The sequence below is a fragment of the Parabacteroides acidifaciens genome, from assembly GCF_003363715.1.
Classification (GTDB): domain Bacteria; phylum Bacteroidota; class Bacteroidia; order Bacteroidales; family Tannerellaceae; genus Parabacteroides; species Parabacteroides acidifaciens.
Map to the genome: position 1 here is coordinate 114,351 of NZ_QREV01000007.1, position 22,886 is coordinate 137,236.

Consider the following 22,886-nt stretch of genomic DNA (forward strand, 5'->3'; position numbering starts at 1 on the left):
CGGTATTATCTTTTGAAGTCTTGACGAATCTTGTCAAATAAGATTCTTTTCGATTCCGCTAAAAGCATGCCGGTTTTCAAGGCCTCTTCCCTTGACAGGAAAGGAAGATCAGTATGGTACACCGCTGCCGGTTCATTAACAGATGAACGGGTGGGCGGTGTTTGATATGTTTTTTGTTTCTTCATATGAAATCATATTTATGGTTCAAAGATATAAACTTTTTATGGTAACCCTCTTTGATTTCGGAATAATATGGATACATTTGTGAACCTATTTTCTCACTTGTAAAACGGATTTTAATTAAAAAAAGAAAATGATGAAAAAGAATCTATTATTTCAGTTCTTGTTAATGGCGTTCCTGCTTCCGGCTTTCTCTTGTTCGGATGACGATTCCACCCCGGAAATCAATAACGCAACCACTTTGAACATGCTCGATGCGGAGAACGGCACGACCCGTTTGGGAAATTCAGACATTTACATTAATGCTGCAAACAATTTTCAGACAAACAGATGCCTGATTGCCGAAATCGGTACGTCGAAAGGATTGGGAAAAGTCATTCCTCCCAAGGTCGGCGACGGGTTGGTCTCTCAGGTCGCCGTAACGCCGGGCCATCTCTACCAGGCTTTCGTGGAAGAAGCTGTAATGCAGTTCCCGTCGGGGAAGTTCGCATTAGCGCTGGCCGGAGACTACTATCAGTTCTATGTCGATTCGGAGATCATGAAAGAGGAAAAAAGAATAGGCGCTGTCGTGCGGTTTGCCTTGATCAATCCCGAGGCAGAAGGTTTACCTGCCTATGACAGCATGATCGGGACAGTACGCAACGGTTATGGAGAGGAAATCGTCTGTGAGTTTCCCAAGAACACAGAGTTTTACTACGACAGCAGTCTGGAAGAGATCTTCCAGATTTCGACCAATGGCGGTGTTTTGAAGATGAGCCTGTGGGTCTCGTGGGGCGATAATCTCCGGGGCAACTACGTCATCTATGCCCGGCATAACGAGGTATATACGAAAGTATATGTCAGAGTGGAATAATCAGAACATTCCCTGTACCTTGTAAACAAATTCCATCCAAACCCAATATCGGATCGCCTTTCCGAGGAACATCGAGATCGCAACGATCCAGATATTGGCACGGAGGAAACCGAGCGCTACGGCGATGAAATCACCGATGCCGGGAAGGAAAACAAAGAAGCCCATCCAAGAGCCTTTCCCTTTTATCCAGTCCTGGACCTTTTGGAGTTTCACGGCATCCAGCTTCAGATATTTCTCTATCCATTCGACTTTCCCCAGCATACCTAACCAGTAACAACTCATACCTCCCAGGAAGTTACCTAATGTCGCGGCAATCATACAAGGCCAGTAGGCCGAGCCTGCCAGTAGTACGCCGGTCAGAACCACCTCGCTGCTGAACGGCAGGATGGTAGCGGCCAGGAACGAGGCGATAAACACGCCGATATATCCGTATTCTATAAGAAATTCCATAAACGAATGAATAAGGTGGCAATCAGGAATACCACAGTTGCATAAAACGACCAGAAAACAATCCGCCTTCGCGTTACCGTAAAGAAGTGGGCAATCAGGATGGAAGCAGGTACACAAGCCGTTTCCAGAAATTCTTCCGAGACTTGCTCATAGAGGAAATAAAGGCTGAAAGCCCACACCGACATCGCAATCAGGAACGCAAGAAACTGGCGTGAACGCAGTGAATCCTCCGTATCGTGCATGACGATATTCAGAGACGCGACAATTGTCAGGAAAGCGATTGCAATGATACTGATCCAGTCAACCAGCACAATCCCGTCCGTAGCCAACAGGTGCATCTTGAAAAGCGTATGGAAAGGAATGGTGAACGGCGTAAAATCCCGTTGCCATACGCACCAGCCCAGCAGGAACCAATACACGGTGGCGACACCGAGCAGAGATGCCATAAATGTACGCGGCGTCAGCGAACGGAAGTTGTACATCCCGAGCCAAAACAGGGGCAGGAACCAGAGCAGGTGAATCCAGAGCAGGCTTCCGATACCGATCAACAGGGCAGCACTGTAGGCTTTTTCCCTCGCTTCCGGATCGTGGTAGGAGGTGAATAGCTGGTAAATCGCCAGGATTAGGCAGAAAACGCCGACCGACGTAGATTTCAGCGGGAAGAAATCCGGGTTCGTACTGATGAATAAGATATAAAAAAGGAACGGCAACATCGTCTTTTCCCTGATCAACACCAAGACATAATTGGCGCGATGTAATAAGAAAGCGCCTCCTGCCATCAGTACCATCCCGATGATGTAGGTAAATTCTTTGCCGGGCAATGCCTGGCAGATAGCGTTCCAAAGAGGAGTAGCCGAAACCTCGCCATAGACGGGATAGCCTACGGAATACAGATAACTCACCACCCAGCAGACCATACACGCCAGCAGAACCGGAATAAAGGTCTGCGGCGCGGAAAAGTCAAACCGGCGGGTGTATTTATTGTATGCTACTCTCATGTTAGTTGAAATTAGATAGATGATGATTTAGCGGAGACTCGCTATGTTTGTATTACCGGACGCAGATATCGCAGATGACGCAGATGAACGCAGATCATTTATTGTTTTAAAAGAAAATAAGTCTGCGTTCCTCTGCGTAGTCTGCGCCCGTCTGCGTCCGGTAAATACGAGCAAACGTTTATTACAAATCGAATCCGATATCGCTACGGAAATATTTCTTGTCGAAGTCGATGATTTTGGCACCGGCGAAGGATTTGGCAAGGGCTTCCTCCTTGTTGGCACCATATGAGCTGACGGCGATGACACGGCCTCCGTTAGTGAGGATCTGTCCGTCGGCTGCCTTTGTGCCGGCATGGAAAACGATGTTTTCTGCCGGGACTTTATCCAAGCCACTGATCACTTTGCCCTTTTCGTAGGCTTCGGGGTAACCGCCGCTGACCAGCATAACGGTTACAGCTGCACGCGGGTCGTGTGTCAGTGTGCGGCTTCCTAAGTTGCCTTCTGCAACGCCTTCCAGCAGTTCAACCAGGTCACTCTGGATGCGGAGCATCACGACTTCCGTTTCCGGATCACCCATGCGGCAGTTATATTCGATCACCATCGGCTCGTTCTTTACATTGATCAGGCCGAGGAAAATGAAACCTTTATAATCGATATTCTCCGCTTTTAGTCCTTCGATGGTCGGGCGGATAATGCGCTCGTCCACCTTCTGCATAAACACATCATCTGCGAAAGGAACAGGGGAAACAGCTCCCATACCGCCTGTATTCAGGCCGGTATTGCCTTCTCCGATCCGTTTGTAGTCTTTGGCAACCGGAAGTACCTTATAATCTTTGCCGTCTGTCATGACAAACACAGAGCATTCGATACCATCCAGAAACTCTTCGATGACAACTGTTTTGCTGGCATCGCCGAACATTCCGCCCAGCATGTCGCCCAACTCTTTCTTCGCCTCTTCCAGTGTATCGAGAATCAACACACCTTTGCCGGCTGCCAGTCCGTCTGCTTTCAGCACATAAGGAGCTTGCAGTTCTTCGAGGAAAGCGTAGCCTTCTGCTAAATTATCTGCCGAGATACTTTTGTAGCGGGCAGTCGGGATGTGATGGCGCATCATGAAAGCCTTGGCAAAATCCTTACTCCCTTCTAACTGTGCACCCTCTTTAGACGGGCCGATAACGGGAATAGCGGCCAGGGCGGAATCGTTCTTGAAGAAGTCGTAAACCCCTTTCACCAACGGGTCTTCCGGGCCTACCACTACCATATCGATATTGTTTGCCAAAGCAAACTCCTTGATAGCAGGGAAATCGTCTGCCTTAATATTTACATTCGTGCCTGCCAATGCTGTTCCTGCATTACCGGGAGCAATGAATAACTTGTCCACTTTCGGGCTTTGAGCAATCTTCCAGGCTATTGCGTGTTCGCGGCCGCCTGAGCCAAGTAATAAGATGTTCATATTTCTTAATTCTTAATTTTCAATTCTTCAGGTAATCGTCGAAGTACCGTGTTATCTTCTCATACAGATGCGGGCGGTCTTTGCCGATCACATTGTGCAGGTGACGGGGATAGACAAAGTAATCCGGATAGGTGTCTGCATCCACACAGGCTTTCAGGAAGCCGAGGCTGTGCTGCCAAACGACTACCGGATCGATATCTCCGTGAATCAACAACAGATGTCCTTTGAGGTTGCCGGCTTTCAGTTTGAGGTTGGCATTCTTATATCCTTCCAGATTATCTTGCGGACGGTCCATATAGCGTTCACCGTACATGATTTCGTAGTTGCTCCAGTCGATCACCGGTCCTCCGGCAACGCCTACCTTAAACAGTTCCGGATAAGAACACATCAGGTTCGTTGTCATAAAGCCGCCATAGCTCCATCCGTGTACGCCTATCCGGTCGGCATCCACGTATGGAAGAGACTTCAGGAAGTCGACACCTTTCACCTGGTCCGCCATTTCGTTTACACCTAAGTTCCGGTGGATCACACTTTCAAAAGCATGTCCGCGATTGGCTGATCCGCGACTGTCGAGCGTAAAGATCACATATCCGCGTTGTGCCATATAGATATCCCATCCGCCTACACCGTTCTTCCATCCGCCTGTCACCAACTGGGCGTGCGGACCTCCGTAGACATAGACGATAGTGGGGTATTTCTTTGTTTCATCCAGCCCGACGGGTTTAACCAGGCGATAGTTCAAGTCAGTCACGCCGTCTGCCGCCTTGATCGTTCCTGTGACGATTTCCGGCATGGCATAACCCTCGTATGGGTCTTTTGCCATCAGCAACGTCCGCAGGGTTTCTCTCTTTTGCCCGTCGATAATCGAAATCTCACGCGGGATAGCGGGAGCGGAATAATTATCGATCAGATACTTGCCGGATGCGCTGAGTTGCGTACTGTGCACACCTTGCAAACCGCCCGAAGTCAGTTCGTAAGATGTTCCCTTTTTCAAATCTAACCGTGATGTTCCGACATATAAGGCATCGCCATAGCCGAAGGAACTGAGCAGCGCCGGTTTGGTAGAGGAGAAATACAAGGCTTTCCCTTTTGCATCGAAGCCTAATACATCCTTTACGACCCATTCGCCTTTCGTCAGCTGCTTCAGCAGTTTGCCCTCCGTATTATATAGATACAGGTGGTTATATCCGTCGCGTTCGCTCTGCCAGATAAACTGGTCCGGGTTGTTAGGAAGGAAGAGAACCGGATGTTGCGGTTCCACGTAGTGTTCATCCGTTTCGGTGAACAGGTCGGCTTCCTTTTCCCCTGTCAGGGCGGAATAGCGTACCAGATGCATCTCGTTCTGTTCCCGGTTCAGTTCAGCGATATAGATGCTTTTCTCGTCCGGACTCCAGGCTATATTAGTCAGGTATTTCTCTTTTGGCAATCCCGTTTTCAGCCAGACGGTCTTTTTTGTTTCCAAGTTATAGACGCCGACAGTCACTTCATGGCTTTTCATGCCGGCCATCGGGTACTTATGCGGTTCAGCCGTTGCGCAGCGGGTTGTAATATTAACAAACGGATAATCCGTAACCATGCTTTCGTCCATCCGGTAGAAAGCTAAAGCCGAACCGGCGGGCGACCAGAAAGTCCCCTTATGGATACCGAACTCGTTCTGGTGGACAGACTTTCCGCAAACGATACCGTCCGCCGTTTCATCCGTAACAATCCCGACAGTGTTGTCGGGCGAAAGAATCCGCAGGTTATTCCCTTCCGTAAAAGCCAGGTAGCCGTTAGCCGGGCAGAAATCATAATCCGCCCATGACGCATCCAACTTATAAGTATTCAGAATCTTGTTTTCCGCAAAATTATAATGGTAACGATGGCGCTTGGCATTGAATGTTAGCACAGGCTGATCCGGATAGGGAACCGAGAAATAAGGCATACTTCCCACTGTCTGCTGTCCGGCTGCCGTAAGTGCATCGTTCAGTTGCTGGCGAGTGAAGGCCACTTTTTCGTTCTTGGTCGATTCGCCGCTCATCATGCTGTCGCCCCTGACATACAGATAAGTATCTCCGCACCACTGCAACTGTTTCAGGCTGCGGGGCACAAAACGACTCTGCGTTTTTCCTCCCGGTATCAGGTCTTGCAAGGTGAACTGCTTATCTTGTCCCATCATCGACAGCGGATTTGTAAGTGCCAGGGCACAACATATTGCTAAATATTTAATCTTCGAGATCATCGTCATCTCTTCTTTTAAATGGTTTCTTGAATGATTGGTTTCCGAACTTCTTATCTCCGAATTTCCTGTCACCAAACTTCTTATCCCCGAATTTCTTTTTGTCCCCAAAGACTTCATCGTCTTTGAAACGTTTCTTGACAGGGCGTTTGGCAACGAAATCCTTGCGTGCCGGACGGCCATCCGCCCGATCATCGCCAAAATAACGCTTGCCCGGTACAAACGGTGCGCGTTCGCTGTCATCCTCGGCATGTGCCGCTGCAAAACGGCGGTCGGGGCGGTCCAACCGGTCAGTCTTGAAGTTCGGACGGGAAGGACGGTCTGATGAGCGATCGGAAGGACGATCCGGACGGCGTTCGAAAGAGTGTTTGCCGGCAACATCCGGGCGTTCGAAACCTGACGGACGCGCTTCGCCTTCTTCGTTCAACGCTTTTTTATAGTCCTTGTTCTTTCCTTCAAATATGTCGTAGCAACGGTATTCGCATTCCAGCGAACCGTTCATCAACTTCATCTTTTCGCTCGGTTTCAAGCCGATCTTATCGAAACATTCGTCTTTGTAGCTCAGGATCCATACCTTATATCCCGTAAACACATGTTTGATCCGTTCGCCGATCATATTATACAGCCCTAACAGGTCACGGCTTGAAATACGTTCGCCGTAAGGCGGATTCGTCACCATGATACCCGGATTCGGCGCTTCAGCGCATTGCTGGAACGGTTGGACTTTCAGGTCGATATATTTCATCAGGCCGGCACTGCGGATGTTCTTTTCGGCAATCTCGATTGCTGCCGGACTGATATCCGCACCGTAACATTTGAATGTAAATTCCCGTTCCTGGCTTTCGTCGTTGTAGATACGGTCGAACAGTTCCTGATCGAAGTCGATCCATTTTTCGAAAGCGAACTCCTTGCGGTGCACACCCGGAGCGATGTTCAGCGCAATCATGGCAGCCTCGATCAGCAACGTACCGGAACCGCACATCGGATCGACGAAGTTGGATTCTCCCTTCCACCCTGTTTTCAGGATCATGCCGGCAGCTAATACTTCGTTCAGCGGGGCTTCCGTCTGGTCTACACGATAGCCGCGTTTATGCAGACTCTCGCCCGAACTGTCGATAGACAGCGTACAGTCGTTGTGCGAGATATGGATATTGATATACAGATCCGGATTATTCACACGGACGGAAGGACGCTTTTGTTCCTTTTCCATGAAATAATCCACGATAGCATCTTTCGTACGATAGGCAACAAACTTGGAGTGGTTGAAGTCTTCCGAGTAGATAACCGAGTCGATGGCGAATGTCTTGTCCAGCGATATGTAGTTTTCCCATTTCACCTTCTTCACCTCTTTGTACACGGTATCGGCGTCTTTGGCTTTAAAGTGATAAATGGGCTTCAGGATGCGAAGCGCCGTACGGCAACAAAAGTTGGCTTTGTAAAGCACTTCCTTATCTCCGGTAAAGGACACCATCCGGCGGCCAATCTGTATGTCGTTGGCACCTAAAGATAATAATTCGCCGGCCAGTATTTCTTCCAACCCGTAAAGGGTCTTGGCCACCATTTCAAAAGTCTCGCTCATTGTAATTGACAGTTGACAATGGACAATTGACAATTTGCCGGAAAAAAAACGAATCGTCTTTGTCTCATTGCTCGTTAATAATTATATTATTAGTTTATACATTCTCGTTTCTTCCAATTGTCAATTGTCCATTATCAATTGTCAATTGAATCGTCGCTCCTGCCGGAACATCTTCGGTGATCCAGACATTTCCGCAGATTGTCGCTCCCTCGCCGATACAAATCCGCCCCAGTAAAGTGGCATTTGAATAGACCGTGACATGATCGCCTAAAACCGGATGGCGGGAGACGCCGCGTATCGCATTCCCGTTCTCGTCAGGCGGCAGTTTCTCTCCTGCCAGGCTGACTCCCTGGAAGATACGGACGTGGTTACCGATCACGCTGGTTTCGCCGATAACAGTGCCTGTGCCATGATCGATGGAGAAATAATGCCCGATCTGTGCTCCCGGATGAATATCGATACCCGTCTCCGAATGCGCCATTTCAGTAATCATGCGGGGGATGAAAGGGACGCCGAGCCGGTACAGCTGGTGTGCAATACGGTAGTTGCAGATAGCCCGGAAACCGGGATAGCAAAAGATGACCTCATTGATGTTTTGTGCGGCTGGATCGCCGTTAAAGGCAGCTTCGGCATCGGTTGCCAACAGGCTGCGCATTTCAGGAAGTGACTGGATAAAAGCTTCCGAGAGCTTTTCCGCTTCGGTGAATATCTTTTCTTCCGGGCAAGTCGTGCAATTGGTATCGGCAAAGCAAAGCCCGGCATAAATCTGTTTGGAAAGCAAGGTATGCAATGTCCCGATGTTTACACCGGTATGGAAGCGGATCGTCTGCTTGCTGATACGTGCATTCCCGTAATAACCGGGGAAAAGGATTGCCCGGCATAGATCGATGATCTCTTCCAGTACTTCACCCGAGGGTAACGCTTCTTCATCGCGATAGGCATGAAACAGTTGCTGGTAAGATCCCTCATCCGAGAGCATCTCAACTGTATCATTCAATACCTTGCTATGCTTTTGCAATCCCATTATTCAGCAATAATCATATTTGGCAACAAAAGTACTAATTAATTCTCAATTTATCATGCGGTGCCCCGAATTCCTTGCAGCTCACCTCATCCAGTTCGACAATCCATATCTTTACATTCTTCACGGCCGGGTCAGAGTAGCGGAATTCTTTATCCGAATACTGTTTCATAATGATATCCAGCGCTTCCGTCTTTTTATCGAAATCTTCTTCAAAACGGACTTTACCCCAGCTGATCACGCTCTTGGAACGCATCCGGTAGCTGCAAGCCACTTCGGGATGTTGGAAGACCAGGTCATGATCGGTACTGAACGTAATGCATACGCGCGGATTCCGCTCCAGGATAGAGATACTCCGCCCTTCCTGTGCCGAATGCAGATATATAACACCATCGCGATAGCCGAAGTTCATCGGCAATACATAAGGCGTTCCATCCGTATCGGCCAACCCTACATAGCAAATATCACATTTCTTAATGATCGCTTCGATCAACTCTTTGTCAGTATGTACTAATGTTCTCATCTTTTATTTCCGTTTTTCTGTCTACAAACATACAAGTTTTTATCGTTTCCATCAATTCTTTCCGGTTTATTCGTGAACCGCCCCTGCGAGGCTTGGTTGTTTCATATTTGGCAAATAATGAACTTATTTATCCCCAATGATTATCGGGTGAGCCCCAATATATACCGCAGATTAGGGAAAATTGATAACTTATACGGCATAATTGCCATTTGCTACAAGACAAAAGAGGGCGTACTTTGCATTATAAAAGATAACACATAAAAACTGCAAAGACATGATGACTAAATTAAGTAACTTATTCTACACATTTCTGAACATGGCGGCTTCTACTCAGAAGCTGGGTATTAACCTGATCCGCGTTGCGATCCTGATCATTTTCGTCTGGATCGGAGGATTGAAGTTCTATAACTATGAGGCGGAAGGCATCGTTCCGTTTGTAGCCAACAGCCCGTTCATGAGTTTCTTCTATACGAAAAGTGCTCCCGAATATAAAGAGTATAAGCTGAAAGAAGGAGAGTTCAACGAGGCAAAACACCAGTGGCATGTGGAAAACAATACATACGGATTCTCGCACGGATTGGGCATCCTGATTATGGTGATCGGCATTCTTACGTTCCTGGGTATTTTCTCCCCTAAAATCGGTTTGGTCGGCGCAGGATTGGCAATCATCATGACAATCGGAACGCTTTCCTTCCTCGTCACAACGCCCGAAGTATGGGTTCCGGACCTCGGAAGCGGAGAACATGGCTTCCCTCTTTTGACAGGGGCCGGCAGATTGGTGATAAAGGACACGGCGATTATTGCCGGGGCAATCGTGTTACTTTCAGACTGTGCACAGAGAATACTGAAACAGAAAAGATAATAAAGCAGAAAGGGAGCTCTTGACAAGAACTCCCTTTCTGCTTTTATAGCCAGAGAAATATTTAGCTTAACTCGGCTTTACGGCCTGTACATCTACCGAGACAAGTTCTATTTCAAATATCAAAGTCGAATAACCGGGAATACTACCGCTTCCATTTGCACCGTAAGCTAATTGCTGCGGAATCCAGACTTCGTATTTATCACCTTCAACCATATGCTGCAAAGCGACTCCCCAACCGGTAATAACCGAACCATATTGGGTTTTAACACTTGTAACCGGATCTGTAATTGTAGTACTATAGTAAGGACTTACTGCACAATTAAACGGAGTTCCGTCTTCAAGCAACTTCTGGTCAAAGACCGTTCCATCCGTCAAAGAGCCTTTATAGTAAACCGAAACAAGGCTATTGAAGTAAGCCTGTTTGCCATCCCCTTTCTTTATCAGTTTGGCAAAGACAAAACCGTCATTATCTTCTGAAGCCCATTTTTCGTATCCTTCGTTTATTTTTGCCTGGAAAGCAGCTTCCTGTTCCAGTTTATAAGCCTCTTGCTCAACAGCCTTCTTGTCATCATCGTCGTCCTTACAGGAAGAGACAGCGAGAACACAGAACAACATCAACGCGATATGCAGGTATTTCTTCATTCGTTTTACTCCATTATCTTTTTTAATAAATTCTTCATGCTTACCTTTTCAGTGATAATGTCATGCAGCTTGTCGATGCTGACACGTTCCTGTTCCATCGTATCGCGGAAGCGGATCGTGACACAATTATCCTTCAAAGTATCGTGGTCAACTGTAATACAGTACGGGGTTCCGATAGCATCCTGGCGGCGATAGCGTTTACCGATAGAATCCTTTTCATCATACTGGCAACGGAAGTCGAAGCGCAGCATATTGACGATCTCTTCCGCCTTTTCGGGCAGACCGTCTTTCTTCACCAACGGCAATACGGCCAACTTGATAGGAGCCAGCGCTGCAGGCAATTTCAGTACGACACGTGTTTCGCCGTTTTCCAGCGTTTCTTCGCAGTAAGAACCGGCCATCACACTCAGGAACACGCGGTCGACACCGATAGAGGTTTCGATTACGTACGGCGTATAGCTCTGGTTCAGTTCCGGATCGAAGTATTGTATTTTCTTGCCGGAGAACTTCTCGTGCTGGCTCAGGTCGAAGTTCGTACGGCTGTGAACGCCTTCCACTTCTTTGAAACCGAACGGCATTTCGAATTCGATATCGGTAGCGGCATTAGCGTAGTGCGCTAACTTTTCGTGGTCGTGATAGCGATATTTCTCGTTACCCAATCCCATAGCCTGATGCCATTTCAAGCGGGTCGATTTCCATTTCTTGAACCATTCCATCTCTTCGCCCGGACGAACGAAGAACTGCATCTCCATCTGTTCGAACTCGCGCATGCGGAAGATGAACTGGCGGGCGACGATCTCGTTACGGAAAGCCTTACCGATCTGTGCGATACCGAAAGGAATCTTCATACGGCCTGTCTTCTGCACGTTCAGGAAGTTCACGAAAATACCCTGTGCCGTTTCCGGACGCAGATAAATCTTGGAAGCTCCTTCGGCAGTCGAGCCCATTTCGGTCGAGAACATCAGGTTGAACTGGCGCACATCCGTCCAGTTACGTGTTCCGGAGATCGGGCAAACGATTTCGCAATCCAGGATCAGCTGGCGCAGGTCCTCGAAGTTGGAGTCGTTCATATCTTTTGAATAGCGTTCGTGGATTTCGTTCCACTTAGCCTGGTGTTCGAGTACACGTCCGTTGGTTGCACGGAACTGGGCTTCGTCGAAAGCGTCGCCGAATTTCTTGGCAGCCTTGGCAACTTCCTTATTCATCTTTTCCTCGATCTTTGCCAGATGGTCTTCGATCAGCACATCGGCGCGATAACGTTTCTTCGAATCTTTGTTATCGATCAGCGGGTCGTTGAATGCGTCAACATGGCCGGATGCTTTCCAGATAGTCGGATGCATAAAGATAGCGGAGTCGATGCCGACAACGTTTTCGTGCAACAGTGTCATGCTGTCCCACCAATATTTCTTTATATTGTTTTTCAGCTCTACGCCGTACTGTCCGTAATCGTAGACTGCACCTAAACCATCATAAATCTCTGAAGAGGGGAATACGAAACCGTATTCTTTACAGTGCGAAACTAACTTCTTAAATACATCTTCTTGTGCCATAATAATAATTTGCCAATTAATCAATTTGCCAATATGCCAATCAAAACCATCCCGTGCAACCTGCCAATTCTCATTGGCATATTAGCACATTGGCACATCGGCATATTATTTAAGGTTGCAAAGTAAATGATTTTTTCGGTAATCTGTAGCATTTTCAGCCGCTTATAAAGATATTTATGATGAAACGTCACAGAAGAGATGCCTTTTTCTCCCCGGCCGGGAGAAAACAGATGAAAAAGTTTCACCTGTTCCTTCGGGCTGAAACTTTAGTTTCATCGGCATGAAACTTTTGTTTCACGGGCAAGAAACTTTAGTTCCGTCGGCTGAAACTTTTTATTTCATGCCGACGGAACTCATTTATCAAAGGGCTTCCTTGATGATTTCGCCTACGGTCGGGTGCGGGAAGACAATGGCCTTCAGTTCGTCCGCCTTCATGCCTTTTTCGATGGCGATACCGGCAATCACGATCAGCTCGGAGGCCGGATTACCCAACAGGTGGGCACCGACGATCGTTTCGTCTTCGGCCAGGATCAGCTTGCAAACGCCGTTGCCTTGTTCATTTTCGGCAACAAAGCGGCCGGAGAACGCCATCGGGATTTTCTTTACGGTGTAGGGAGTTCCTTCGGCTTGCAGTTCTTCTTCCGTCTTGCCGACACCGGCTATTTCGGGATTGGTGTAGACAACGCCCGGTATCGCCTTATAGCTCATGCCGCGGTTCTTGCCTAAAAGATGGTCGACAGCCACTTCCGCCTCGCTAACAGCCGTATGCGCCAGCAGGGAGAAGGCTGTGATATCGCCACAGGCATAGACGTTCGGAATGGAAGTCTGCATATATTCGTTCACTTTGATGCCACTGCGGAATGGTTCGGGCGCCAGTGTTTCCAGGCCGAATCCTTTGGTTACGGGACGACGGCCGACGCTTAACAGGACCTTTTCTCCCCGGACGACGAATGTCTCGCCGTCTTTCTCGACCGTCACACCCTCGGCACTTACGGCTGTCACCTTATGTCCTAAATAGAACTTGATGCCGCGTTTGGCGTATTCGGCCTGTAGCATTTCGGACAGTTCCCTGTCCATCGGGCCGAGAATCTTATCCAGCATTTCGACCACGTGCACTTCCGTTCCCATGCTGTTGAAGAACGAAGCGAACTCCATGCCGATCACACCGCCGCCGATAATCACCAACGATGCGGGCAGTTCTTTAGATTGAAGGGCTTCGCGGCTTGTCCAGTATTCCGTCTCCGCCAATCCGGGAATCGGCGGGATAACGGTTTCCGAACCGGTACAGATCAGCAGGTTGGCGGCTTCATAAACCGTTTCTCCGCAGGCGATAGAGATAGTTCCGTCGGCTGCACGTCCTTTTATTTCGGCCTCGCCGCTGACGACTTCCACGCCGTGTTCCTTCATCTTCATGCGGATACCGGCCGTCAGCTTTTTCACCACTTTATTCTTACGGGCGACAATCTTCGCAAAATCGAAAGTCGGGTTCTCCGCACTCACCGCATATTTGGGCGCGTGTTTAATCGTATCATACACTTTGGCAGAATAGAGCAGCGTCTTTGTCGGCACACAGCCTTCGTTCAGACAAACACCGCCTAACGCGTTCTTCTCAAAAAGCAAGGTAGACAAACCACCTGCAGCCGCCTTTTCAGCAGCTGTATAACCGGCGGGACCGCCTCCGATTATGGCAACATCGTATTTCATGTTCTCAGATTTAATTAAGTTTTATATTGGGATTAATTTCTAATAATTTATCGATAAATGCTTGCCCTTCTTTCGGATAAAAGCAACTACTTCTCTCCTTGCCATTCTCCATCCAGGTATAGAAGATGCGGTAACCGCCTTTTCTAAGCTGTTCTATACGAGTGATAAAAGATATTTGGATGATGCCATTCAGGTTGCCGGTATCTGCAATATAGTATGGAGTACAAGCTATAAATAAAGGAGCAAGCATGCTCAGACTGCAAAGGAATGCTCTCAGCCAGTCTCCATACCAAATACCCATAAACTGACATGCGCCCCATAATACAACCGCGAGCACAATCAACCAGTACACCATGGGATTCCTGAAATCTCTTTTAAACTTAGCTTTCATACTCGATTAGATTTACATTACCACCTGAATCAAATCATCGGCTCCTTTATCCGGATCTCCGGGTTATGCTTCCGCAACAGCTTGAGGAAGTCCTGTTTATTTACCGGAGAAATCAGCAACCATTGCGCGTCTCCCTTATAAATAATCAGCCGGTCCAGCGACAGGGCATAACTCGAAACGGGCATGACTGTCACTTCCACCGCACTGATCTCCGAAATGGGAATCCGTTTTTCCGGGAAGAGGCTGCAATGGGCAATCAGATAACCATCGTCAGTCACTTTATACCAGGTCGACAACAACATATGCACGCACTCTAACGTAAACAGCAGCAGCACGATCATCGTGACGGGAGACTTGCCGCCGACAAAAGCAAAAACAGTGCTTGCAGCCATTACAAACAGTATCAGATGATACCACCAACCAACTTTCGATTTAAAGACTCTGTCCATTATCCTGAATTTTGGCGAAAGATAATCATTTTATTTCTTTTGGCGATCGGGGGAATAGAAAATGCGCCGCTACTTCTCAGTAACAGCGCATCCACTTAAACCGGTCAAACAATTCCAAATAAGGAATATATCTTTTCTTTACTTTACGACTTCGAGGACAGTATAATATTGCAACTGGTCGTTGTTGTTATACTGTTCGTTCTTGACGACACCGACATTCGGCGCATACCATTCATATCCGTAGCCTTCGATCGTTTCTTTCGGAGAGCGGGATTTGATTTTATACTTTATTTTCGTGCAGTCGAACGTGCCGGCAGGCGTCGTCACCTGTTCCGTTGTCACATATTCGCGGTCGTAGATGGACACGTTCTTGCGATTCTTACGGTTCTTCTTCGAATAGATCTGGATGTAGGCATCATCGAAATAGACATCGTCAGCGTTGCCGGAAGGAGCGTTTGCCACACTCGGATAGTTGAGGACGGCATCTGTCGCCTCCACATCAGACTGCACGGTGGAGACAAAGGACGGGTTGGAGAGGACTTCTTTCATGTCCATAAAGAACTCGCCGTTCTGGCAGAAAGCCTCCAGGTCGCCCTTGTCGTAGACTGTCCCGGCATTGTTCCGGAACACGTAATCGGCTTCCACTTCAAGGCCGGAAGGGATGTTTTTTACTTCGTCGACGGTGTAAGTCATCACACTCTGCAGGTTTCCTTTTGCATCATAGCCTTTTTTCACGAGCTGCGTGCCTTTGGTCTGCGGGAAAAAGAACGTACAATCCTGAGCCATCGCACCGGCTGCAAACAGCAGGGCCAGCGCACTCAATATTACTTTAGACTTCATATTTTAAAACGTTTAAGTATTAATAATTAGCAGGATATCCAATGCCCCAATAGAACAGGGTTCCTTTCTGAGATGTTTACGCCGGGAAGTTTAAAATATCAAAAGAATCGGTAATACGGACTATTTTGCACGAAAGCAGCCATTTCAAGGTACAACCAAATAAGTTAATTCCTAACTTTGTCAGCCACAAAGGATATAAACTATGGTACAACAATTCGATTTCTTAGTGATCGGTTCCGGTATCGCCGGCATGAGCCTCGCTTTGAAGGTAGCCGATAAGGGGAAAGTAGCCATCATCTGCAAGACAGAGTTGGAGGAAGCGAACACTTACTTTGCACAGGGAGGTATCGCTTCGGTTACAAACCTGCTGGTAGACAACTTCGACAAACATATTGAAGACACAATGATTGCCGGCGACTGGATCAACGACCGGGAAGCCGTGGAAATGGTCGTGCGTAACGCTCCCGACCAGATCAAGGCACTCATCGACTGGGGCGTGAACTTCGACAAGAAGGAGAACGGCGAGTTCGACCTCCACCGCGAAGGAGGACACTCCGAGTTCCGCATCCTGCACCACAAGGACAACACCGGCGCCGAGATACAACTAAGCCTGATCGAAGCAATCAAGAGACATCCTAACATCACGATATTCAACCATCATTTTGCGGTGGAGATCATCACGCAGCACCACCAGGGCATCATTGTCACCCGCTACACGCCGGGCATCAAATGCTATGGCGCATACGTGCTGAACGAAGACACCGGCAAGGTGGAAACCTTCCTGTCCAAAGTGACGGTCATGGCAACAGGCGGTTGCGAAGCCGTTTACCGCAACACGACCAATCCGTTAGTGGCTACCGGCGACGGTATCGCAATGGTCTATCGTGCCAAAGGCGCTGTCAAGAACATGGAGTTCATCCAGTTCCACCCGACCGCTCTCTTCCATCCGGGCGACCGTCCCTGCTTCCTCATCACCGAGGCGATGCGTGGTTACGGCGGCGTTCTGCGTACGCTGGACGGAAAAGAGTTTATGCAGAAATATGACAAACGCCTGTCCTTAGCTCCGCGTGATATCGTGGCCCGTGCCATCGACAACGAGATGAAACTCCGGGGTGATGATCATGTCTATTTAGATGTGACGCATAAGGACCCGGAAGAGACGAAGAAACATTTCCCGAATATCTATAAGAAGTGCCTCAGCATCGGCATCGACATCACAAAAGATTATATCCCGGTAGCTCCGGCCGCCCATTACCTGTGCGGCGGTATCAGTGTCGACCTGAACGGCCAGTCCAGCATCCGCCGTCTGTATGCGATCGGCGAATGTTCGTGCACAGGTCTGCACGGAGGAAACCGCTTGGCGTCGAACTCGCTGATCGAAGCAGTCGTATATGCCGATGCAGCCGCCAAACATATCCTGAGTGTCCTCGAACGCTACGACTTCAACACCGATATCCCCGAATGGAACGACGAAGGTACGATCTCGACCGAAGAACGTGTATTGATCACCCAGAGCATGAAGGAGGTGAACCAGATCATGGAATCGTACGTCGGTATCGTCCGCAGCAACACCCGCCTGACCCGCGCCTGGAACCGCTTAGATATTCTGTACGAAGAGACGGAAAGCCTCTTCAAGCGTTGCAAGGCTTCCAAAGAGCTGTGCGAATTGCGTAACATGATCAACGTTGGCTACCTGATTACGCGCCAGGCGATGGAACGCAAGGAAAGCCGTGGCTTGCACTATACGATTGACTATCCTCCGGTAAAGAAGGACTAAACACATCTTTCTATTATGGAAAAGCCCTATTTATTATTATTCTTTTTACTCTTCTCTGTTGCCTGTTCAACAGAGAAGAAGTATGAAGCCTGCCAACTAAAGCAGACAGATAAGACTTTGTCTTTCCCGATCGATCCGGACACGAAAAACAACTTCAATATCTATTCGATCTATAAAGACAAAGACGGAAAAGAGTATTTTACGTTCCAGAATTATGATAACAATACGATCCACTTCTACGACCTGAAGCAGCAGAAGCAAGCATTTAGAATAAATCCGCCCCGGGAAGGCAGTAACGGTGTCGGGAGAACATTCGGTTATTATATCCAGAACCTCGACAGTATCTATGTCTTCAGTTGGGTTGAACATGAGCTGTATCTCATCAATAAAGACTGTGTGCTTCTCGACAAACAAAGTTACCCGGAACATAACTCATCCTGTTTCATGGCCACCGCCGCCCAACTGCCGGTACGCCTCGGGCGCACTTTATATACCTGTATCGAACCGAACCGTTGGATCGAACATGATCGTGTCACCGTTGCAATCGATATGGATACAAAAGAGAGCAAAGCGCTCCCTTTCGACTATCCCGACTATCCCGGATCGGAAGTGAAACTAAAGAAATATGGCATGGAAGGCAGTTACAGCCGTTGCTATGACGGCGAACGTTTCGTTTACTCCTTCCATTACGACGAGAATATCTATGTTGCCACTCCCGGACACGACTCGATACGGAAAGTCCCGGTCAAAAGTAAATACTTCGATAAGGTACAACTGCCGGACGAGCTTACCGCAAGCCCTGAAGACTTTTGCGTAAACGCCTGGTATAACAACCTGCTGTACGATCCCTACCGGGAAGTGTATTACCGGATCGCTTACCCGCCTTCGACTTTAGATAAAGGCGTCCGGTCGATGGAACTCGTCCAATTCGGTCGCAAGAACTTCAGCATCATCATTCTCGACAAGGATTTCCGTATTGTCGGAGAAACACTCTTCCCCGACAATACTTATAATCCCGGAATCATGTTCGTACGTCCCGAAGGGGTATATATTTCCGACAGCCATTTTCTGAATCCGCAGTTCAGCGATGATATTCTTAGTTTCCGGATGTTTGAATTGGCAGAAGAATAAAGCTGCCAACGATTCTACATCATTTCCCTTTCGGCGGATAATCTTTGCGTGGATCTCCGAAGAAAAACAGAGTCGGGACATTCTTTCCTGCCTCTGTTGCCTGGTATCCGGCAAAGGCTTTTCCTGCTATTTCCAATGCTTTTTCTACTGCAGCATCACTCGTATGCTTGTCGCACAGAAAATAGATCATCACAGGCTTACCGCCGGAAGATTCGGACAAAGTCGTTTTCAGCAGAGCAGGCATTTCAGACATTTCTGCGAATTTATTATTATAAAGTATCTGATCCCTTGCATTGATAAAGAAGTCGGCCTTCCTCGCATGAGCCTTCATAAACTCGAATCTTGCCGCACCCGAGAGCTTACCGCCACCGGCCTGTTCGATATACCGGTCGATCTCCCTGTCGAATAATTCGCGGGTGTACGATTGGTCAGTCGAAGAAATTGTCGTACCTTCGCTCTGGACTAAGTTTGTCAACTCCCGGTTCACATCCGGGCGGGCAAAAGCAAGCATGCTGCATGCCGCTACCGGAATTAGAAGCACGAGCTTCAACCGGGCCCAACTGTTTGATTTTTCTTTTAACATCATAGTAATTCGTTTTTTAATTTTACTGTGATTAAAGCTGTTAGCAAAGGTGTAGGAGCTCGCGCTAACAGCTTTTTTCACTAATAATAATTGATATTTTGTTGCATCGATGCCACTTTTCAGTACGCCGGTATCGGCCTGGTATTCATGAATCTCCTGCAGTTCCCGCTTCAATAGCCAGGCAGCCGGGTTGAACCAGTGCAGGAGCACGATGACCTCCGCATAAATCAGATCCAGCGAATGGTGCTTACGAAGATGAACCAGCTCGTGTGTCAATATCTCATCCGGATAGTCGGAATAGTCTTTTAAGGAAAGAACAATATACCGTCCCCAGTTAAAGGGTGCCACCGCCCTGTTCACCAAGACCAGCGTATAATGTTCCCGGCGAACCTTTTTCCCGCTTCTGATCAGCCACAGCAGACTGATAAACGAACGGGCCACCAGACCGGTCCCGATCACAATCCCCGCAAAATAAAGATAGACAATCAACTCTCCCCAGGAAACAAATGCCTGCGCAACATCCGCCGCCTCCGTCGGAGCCTCCACCTGTCGGGAAACAGCCTCTCCCATCTCCTCCAATTGCAGCAACGGCATCTGCAGGGCACCGGGCGAAGCCGTCCGTATCCCGACAAACGGCAGCAGTATGCAAACCAATATCCCCACCAACAACACGATCCGATTGAAGCGGAAGAATGTCTCTTTGCTCAGCAGCGCCTTATAGCCGAGGTAAAATAACGTTAGGCAACAGGTCGACTTGATCATATAGAGAAGAAAGGCCGTCATATCATTTATTTTTTACGGTTCTTAATCTGCTGCAACAGTTCCTCCAATTCCTCCACCGACAACTCGTCACGGTCTATCAGTGAAGAAACCACACGTGTATAGGAATCGCCAAAATAACGGCTGACCACATTCTTCAATGTCTTATTGCGATATTCATCCTCTGAAACCAGTGCATAATACTGATACGTGTTTCCATACGGACGATAACCGATATAGCCTTTCTCCTCCAGCACGCGAACTATTGTAGAAAGCGTGTTGTAATGCGGCTTAGGCTCCTCCTGCAAATCCAGTAGTTCGCGGATGAACAAAGGGCCGTTCGTCCAGAAATAGCCCAGTATGTCTTCTTCTTTGGGAGTCAGTTTCTTCATGTTTCGTTCTTTATTTACTGATGAATACCCAAAGATAACTATAAAGAGCAATAATGCAACTATGATTAATAGTTAAACTACTATATTTAGCAATAATTGGATATATATTGCTTTAATCGTAAATATTTACTAAAGCAAACAGAAGCCTCTTCCATTTCTTCCGCAAAGCGTATCTTTGCCATACAAGCAACATACACAGGAATATAAACCGAAAAACACAAAAAAGATGGACAAACGAATCTTACTGCCTCTGACACTCCTTCCCGCCTTCCAATCAGGAAACATCCAGGCTGCCGACCAACCCGCCAAACGCCCCAACATCATCCTCTTTATGGTTGACGACATGGGCTGGGAAGACACCTCCCTACCTTTCTGGACAGAAAAGACACATTATAACGAATTGTACGAGACTCCCAACATGGAACGCATTGCCCGACAGGGAGTCATGTTCACACAAGCCTATGCCAGCAGCATCAGTTCCCCGTCCCGTTGCAGCCTGATCACCGGAACGAACGCCGCCCGCCACCGTGTCACCAACTGGACACTTCAGAAGGACAAGACAACCGATCGCAAAGACAGCCTGCTGGACATCCCTGACTGGAACTACAACGGTGTCAGCCAGGTTCTCGGAACCAACAACACCTTCGTCGGCACCTCGTTCGTCCAGCTTCTGAAAAATAGCGGCTATCACACCATACACTGCGGAAAAGCCCACTTCGGAGCCATCGACACTCCGGGCGAAGACCCGCACCACTGGGGATTCGAGGTCAACATTGCCGGCCATGCCGCCGGTGGACTGGCAAGCTATTTAGGCGAAGAGAACTACGGGCATACGAAGGACGGCCGCCCGACCTCCCTCATGTCCATCCCCGGCCTCGAGAAATATTGGGGCACAGAAACATTCGCCACCGAAGCTCTGACACTCGAAGCGATCAAGGCCCTCGACAAAGCGAAGAAGTACAACCAGCCGTTCTATCTCTACATGTCGCACTACGCCATCCATATCCCGCTGAACAAGGACATGCGTTTCTACGACAAATACAAAAAGAAAGGAATGACCGACCACGAAGCCGCCTACGCCACCCTGATCGAAGGAATGGACAAGAGCCTGGGTGACCTCATGGACTGGCTCGAAAAGAACGGCGAGGCAGACAATACGATTATCATCTTCATGAGCGATAACGGCGGCCTGGCCTCCGAATCGGGCTGGCGTGACGGTCCGTTGCATACGCAAAACTATCCGCTGCTGAGCGGGAAAGGTTCCCTTTGCGAAGGAGGCATACGCGAACCGATGATCGTCAGCTGGCCGGGTGTAGCCAAACCGGATACCCGCTGCGACAAATATCTGTTGATAGAAGACTTCTACCCCACTATCCTGGAAATGGCAGGCGTAAAAGATTACCAGACGGTGCAACCCATCGACGGCGTCAGCTTCGTCCCCCTGATCACCGGCACAGGCGATCCCTCCGACGGCCGTTGCCTCTACTGGAACATGCCGAACAACTGGGGCAATGATGGCCCGGGCATCAACTTCAACTGTGCCATCCGCGACGGCGACTGGAAGCTGATCTACTACTACGCCACCGGCAAAAAAGAGCTCTTCAACATCCCCGCCGACATCAGCGAAAAGAACGACCTCAGCGGCCGCCACCCCGAAATCGTCAAACGCCTCTCCCAAAAACTCGGCTCCTACCTCCGCCAGGTAGACGCCCAACGCCCTTCCTTCAAGGCAACGGGAAAGAGTTGCCCTTGGCCGGATGAGAGATAAAGAAGTCGAAAAACAGTAACAAAACAAAGAAAAGAATCAATCAAAGTTGTATTTATATATAACATTTCATATATTTGCCCATGAAAAAGATAATCGCATATAAAGGGTATTACCCGGATTTTATGTCTAAGCTGTCAGAACAAGAACGCAAAAAAATAAGGCAAGCGTTATTGCTATTTGAAACAGAAGATAAGATACCAAGCCATTACATCAAATACATAAGAGACGGAATTTATGAATTTCGGGTAAACTATGGCCATAATGAGTTTCGTATCTTTTTCATTTATGACGGAGATACAATAGTCGTGTTATTCAACTGCTTCAAGAAGAAAACACAGAAAACTCCTAATAGCGAAATAGAAAAAGCGATCAAATTAAAAAATGAATATTATGAGCAAGAATGATGAAATCTATGATGTAAGTGCCGAACTCGTAAGAGAATTTGGAGAAGTAGGCACTCCTGAACGGGAGAAAGCCGTAGAAAAAGCATGGGAAGAATACAATGCTCAAATCCTGTTGGATGCCCGCAAGAATGCAAGATTAACGCAAGCAGAACTCGCCAGGCGTATCGGAGCAGACAAAGGGTATATTTCAAGAATCGAACGAGGATTGACCATACCCACCGTTTCAACCCTATACCGCATAGCCGCAGCAATGGGATTGACAGTGGAATTGCGTCCGATGTGATGTAAATCTCATAAGTATAAAGTTTGTAAAGGGGATGTGTCAAAAGTAAGTTCTAACGCTTTAGCGTGTCATTGCG

23 protein-coding genes are annotated in these 22,886 nt (G+C 48.1%); 7 read left to right on the plus strand and 16 right to left on the minus strand.

Going from position 1 to position 22,886, the window contains the following annotated elements; genetic code table 11:
- Positions 1 to 5: 5 nt before the first annotated feature.
- Complete coding sequence (locus DWU89_RS04930) at positions 6 to 185, minus strand: hypothetical protein (RefSeq protein ID WP_115498554.1); 180 nt, start codon at positions 183 to 185, stop codon at positions 6 to 8.
- A gap of 131 nt (positions 186 to 316) precedes the next feature.
- Between DWU89_RS04930 and DWU89_RS04935 the strand changes: the two genes are divergently transcribed.
- A complete protein-coding gene (locus tag DWU89_RS04935) occupies positions 317 to 1,033 on the plus strand; it encodes a DUF5036 family protein (protein ID WP_115498590.1) in 717 nt (238 codons plus the stop codon).
- Here the strand turns inward: DWU89_RS04935 and DWU89_RS04940 are convergent, their stop codons facing one another.
- From DWU89_RS04940 to DWU89_RS04975, 7 genes are all read right to left on the minus strand, one after another.
- Positions 1,034 to 1,483 (minus strand): YqaA family protein, encoded by a 450-nt coding sequence (locus DWU89_RS04940; protein ID WP_115498555.1) that lies wholly within the window; start codon positions 1,481 to 1,483, stop codon positions 1,034 to 1,036.
- Entirely contained in the window at positions 1,468 to 2,481 is a 1,014-nt protein-coding gene (locus DWU89_RS04945; protein ID WP_115498556.1) for a hypothetical protein, read from the minus strand. The genes DWU89_RS04940 and DWU89_RS04945 overlap by 16 nt, the downstream gene beginning before the upstream one ends.
- 181 nt (positions 2,482 to 2,662) lie before the next feature.
- Positions 2,663 to 3,934: a phosphoribosylamine--glycine ligase gene (purD, locus tag DWU89_RS04955; RefSeq protein ID WP_115498558.1), complete on the minus strand. Its 1,272-nt coding sequence runs from the start codon at positions 3,932 to 3,934 to the stop codon at positions 2,663 to 2,665.
- A 19-nt stretch (positions 3,935 to 3,953) separates the two neighbouring features.
- Positions 3,954 to 6,155, minus strand: coding sequence for a S9 family peptidase (locus tag DWU89_RS04960; RefSeq protein WP_115498559.1), 2,202 nt, complete (start codon positions 6,153 to 6,155; stop codon positions 3,954 to 3,956).
- A complete protein-coding gene (locus DWU89_RS04965) occupies positions 6,139 to 7,731 on the minus strand; it encodes a THUMP domain-containing class I SAM-dependent RNA methyltransferase (protein ID WP_115498560.1) in 1,593 nt (530 codons plus the stop codon). The genes DWU89_RS04960 and DWU89_RS04965 overlap by 17 nt, the downstream gene beginning before the upstream one ends.
- Positions 7,732 to 7,825: 94 nt before the next feature.
- Positions 7,826 to 8,755, minus strand: coding sequence for a serine O-acetyltransferase (locus DWU89_RS04970; RefSeq protein WP_115498561.1), 930 nt, complete (start codon positions 8,753 to 8,755; stop codon positions 7,826 to 7,828).
- A 34-nt stretch (positions 8,756 to 8,789) separates the two neighbouring features.
- Positions 8,790 to 9,275, minus strand: a complete 486-nt coding sequence (locus DWU89_RS04975; protein ID WP_115498562.1) for a pyridoxamine 5'-phosphate oxidase family protein — start codon at positions 9,273 to 9,275, stop codon at positions 8,790 to 8,792.
- 274 nt (positions 9,276 to 9,549) lie between these two features.
- On the opposite strand from DWU89_RS04975, the gene DWU89_RS04980 reads away from it, so the two are divergent.
- Positions 9,550 to 10,137, plus strand: a complete 588-nt coding sequence (locus DWU89_RS04980) for a DUF417 family protein (protein ID WP_115498563.1) — start codon at positions 9,550 to 9,552, stop codon at positions 10,135 to 10,137.
- Between the two features lie 66 nt (positions 10,138 to 10,203).
- On the opposite strand, the gene DWU89_RS04985 is transcribed toward DWU89_RS04980, so the two are convergent.
- The 6 genes from DWU89_RS04985 to DWU89_RS05010 all read right to left on the minus strand — a co-directional run bounded on the left by DWU89_RS04985 (position 10,204) and on the right by DWU89_RS05010 (position 15,713).
- Complete coding sequence (locus DWU89_RS04985; protein ID WP_115498564.1) at positions 10,204 to 10,779, minus strand: FKBP-type peptidyl-prolyl cis-trans isomerase; 576 nt, start codon at positions 10,777 to 10,779, stop codon at positions 10,204 to 10,206.
- 5 nt (positions 10,780 to 10,784) lie between these two features.
- Complete coding sequence (locus tag DWU89_RS04990) at positions 10,785 to 12,329, minus strand: glycine--tRNA ligase (protein WP_115498565.1); 1,545 nt, start codon at positions 12,327 to 12,329, stop codon at positions 10,785 to 10,787.
- A gap of 360 nt (positions 12,330 to 12,689) precedes the next feature.
- Positions 12,690 to 14,033 (minus strand): dihydrolipoyl dehydrogenase, encoded by a 1,344-nt coding sequence (gene lpdA / locus DWU89_RS04995; protein WP_115498566.1) that lies wholly within the window; start codon positions 14,031 to 14,033, stop codon positions 12,690 to 12,692.
- A gap of 10 nt (positions 14,034 to 14,043) precedes the next feature.
- The gene (locus DWU89_RS05000; RefSeq protein WP_115498567.1) at positions 14,044 to 14,424 is read right to left on the minus strand and encodes a hypothetical protein; all 381 of its coding nucleotides are present in this window, start codon (positions 14,422 to 14,424) and stop codon (positions 14,044 to 14,046) included.
- A gap of 29 nt (positions 14,425 to 14,453) precedes the next feature.
- The gene (locus DWU89_RS05005; protein WP_115498568.1) at positions 14,454 to 14,873 is read right to left on the minus strand and encodes a PH domain-containing protein; all 420 of its coding nucleotides are present in this window, start codon (positions 14,871 to 14,873) and stop codon (positions 14,454 to 14,456) included.
- A 138-nt stretch (positions 14,874 to 15,011) separates the two neighbouring features.
- Positions 15,012 to 15,713, minus strand: a complete 702-nt coding sequence (locus DWU89_RS05010) for a TapB family protein (protein WP_115498569.1) — start codon at positions 15,711 to 15,713, stop codon at positions 15,012 to 15,014.
- Between the two features lie 202 nt (positions 15,714 to 15,915).
- Here DWU89_RS05010 and nadB point away from each other — a divergent pair, with 202 nt between their 5' ends.
- Both nadB and DWU89_RS05020 read left to right on the plus strand, forming a co-directional pair.
- On the plus strand, positions 15,916 to 17,490 hold the full coding sequence (gene nadB / locus DWU89_RS05015; RefSeq protein ID WP_115498570.1) for an L-aspartate oxidase: 1,575 nt from the start codon (positions 15,916 to 15,918) through the stop codon (positions 17,488 to 17,490).
- A gap of 15 nt (positions 17,491 to 17,505) precedes the next feature.
- Positions 17,506 to 18,621, plus strand: coding sequence for a DUF4221 family protein (locus tag DWU89_RS05020; RefSeq protein WP_115498571.1), 1,116 nt, complete (start codon positions 17,506 to 17,508; stop codon positions 18,619 to 18,621).
- Positions 18,622 to 18,640: 19 nt separating this feature from the next.
- Here DWU89_RS05020 and DWU89_RS05025 read toward each other — a convergent pair whose 3' ends face one another.
- Both DWU89_RS05025 and DWU89_RS05030 read right to left on the minus strand, forming a co-directional pair.
- The gene (locus DWU89_RS05025) at positions 18,641 to 19,987 is read right to left on the minus strand and encodes a M56 family metallopeptidase (protein ID WP_115498572.1); all 1,347 of its coding nucleotides are present in this window, start codon (positions 19,985 to 19,987) and stop codon (positions 18,641 to 18,643) included.
- Between the two features lie 5 nt (positions 19,988 to 19,992).
- Positions 19,993 to 20,355 carry a BlaI/MecI/CopY family transcriptional regulator gene (locus tag DWU89_RS05030; RefSeq protein WP_115498573.1) on the minus strand — a complete coding sequence of 121 codons (363 nt, stop codon included), beginning with the start codon at positions 20,353 to 20,355 and terminating at the stop codon, positions 19,993 to 19,995.
- Between the two features lie 226 nt (positions 20,356 to 20,581).
- Between DWU89_RS05030 and DWU89_RS05035 the strand changes: the two genes are divergently transcribed.
- The 3 genes from DWU89_RS05035 (at position 20,582) to DWU89_RS05045 (ending at position 22,810) form a co-directional block, all read left to right on the plus strand.
- Complete coding sequence (locus DWU89_RS05035; RefSeq protein ID WP_115498574.1) at positions 20,582 to 22,123, plus strand: sulfatase; 1,542 nt, start codon at positions 20,582 to 20,584, stop codon at positions 22,121 to 22,123.
- A gap of 80 nt (positions 22,124 to 22,203) precedes the next feature.
- A complete protein-coding gene (locus tag DWU89_RS05040; protein WP_115498575.1) occupies positions 22,204 to 22,527 on the plus strand; it encodes a type II toxin-antitoxin system RelE/ParE family toxin in 324 nt (107 codons plus the stop codon).
- Positions 22,514 to 22,810, plus strand: coding sequence for a helix-turn-helix domain-containing protein (locus DWU89_RS05045; protein WP_244205854.1), 297 nt, complete (start codon positions 22,514 to 22,516; stop codon positions 22,808 to 22,810). The genes DWU89_RS05040 and DWU89_RS05045 overlap by 14 nt, the downstream gene beginning before the upstream one ends.
- The last annotated feature ends 76 nt before the right edge of the window (positions 22,811 to 22,886 follow it).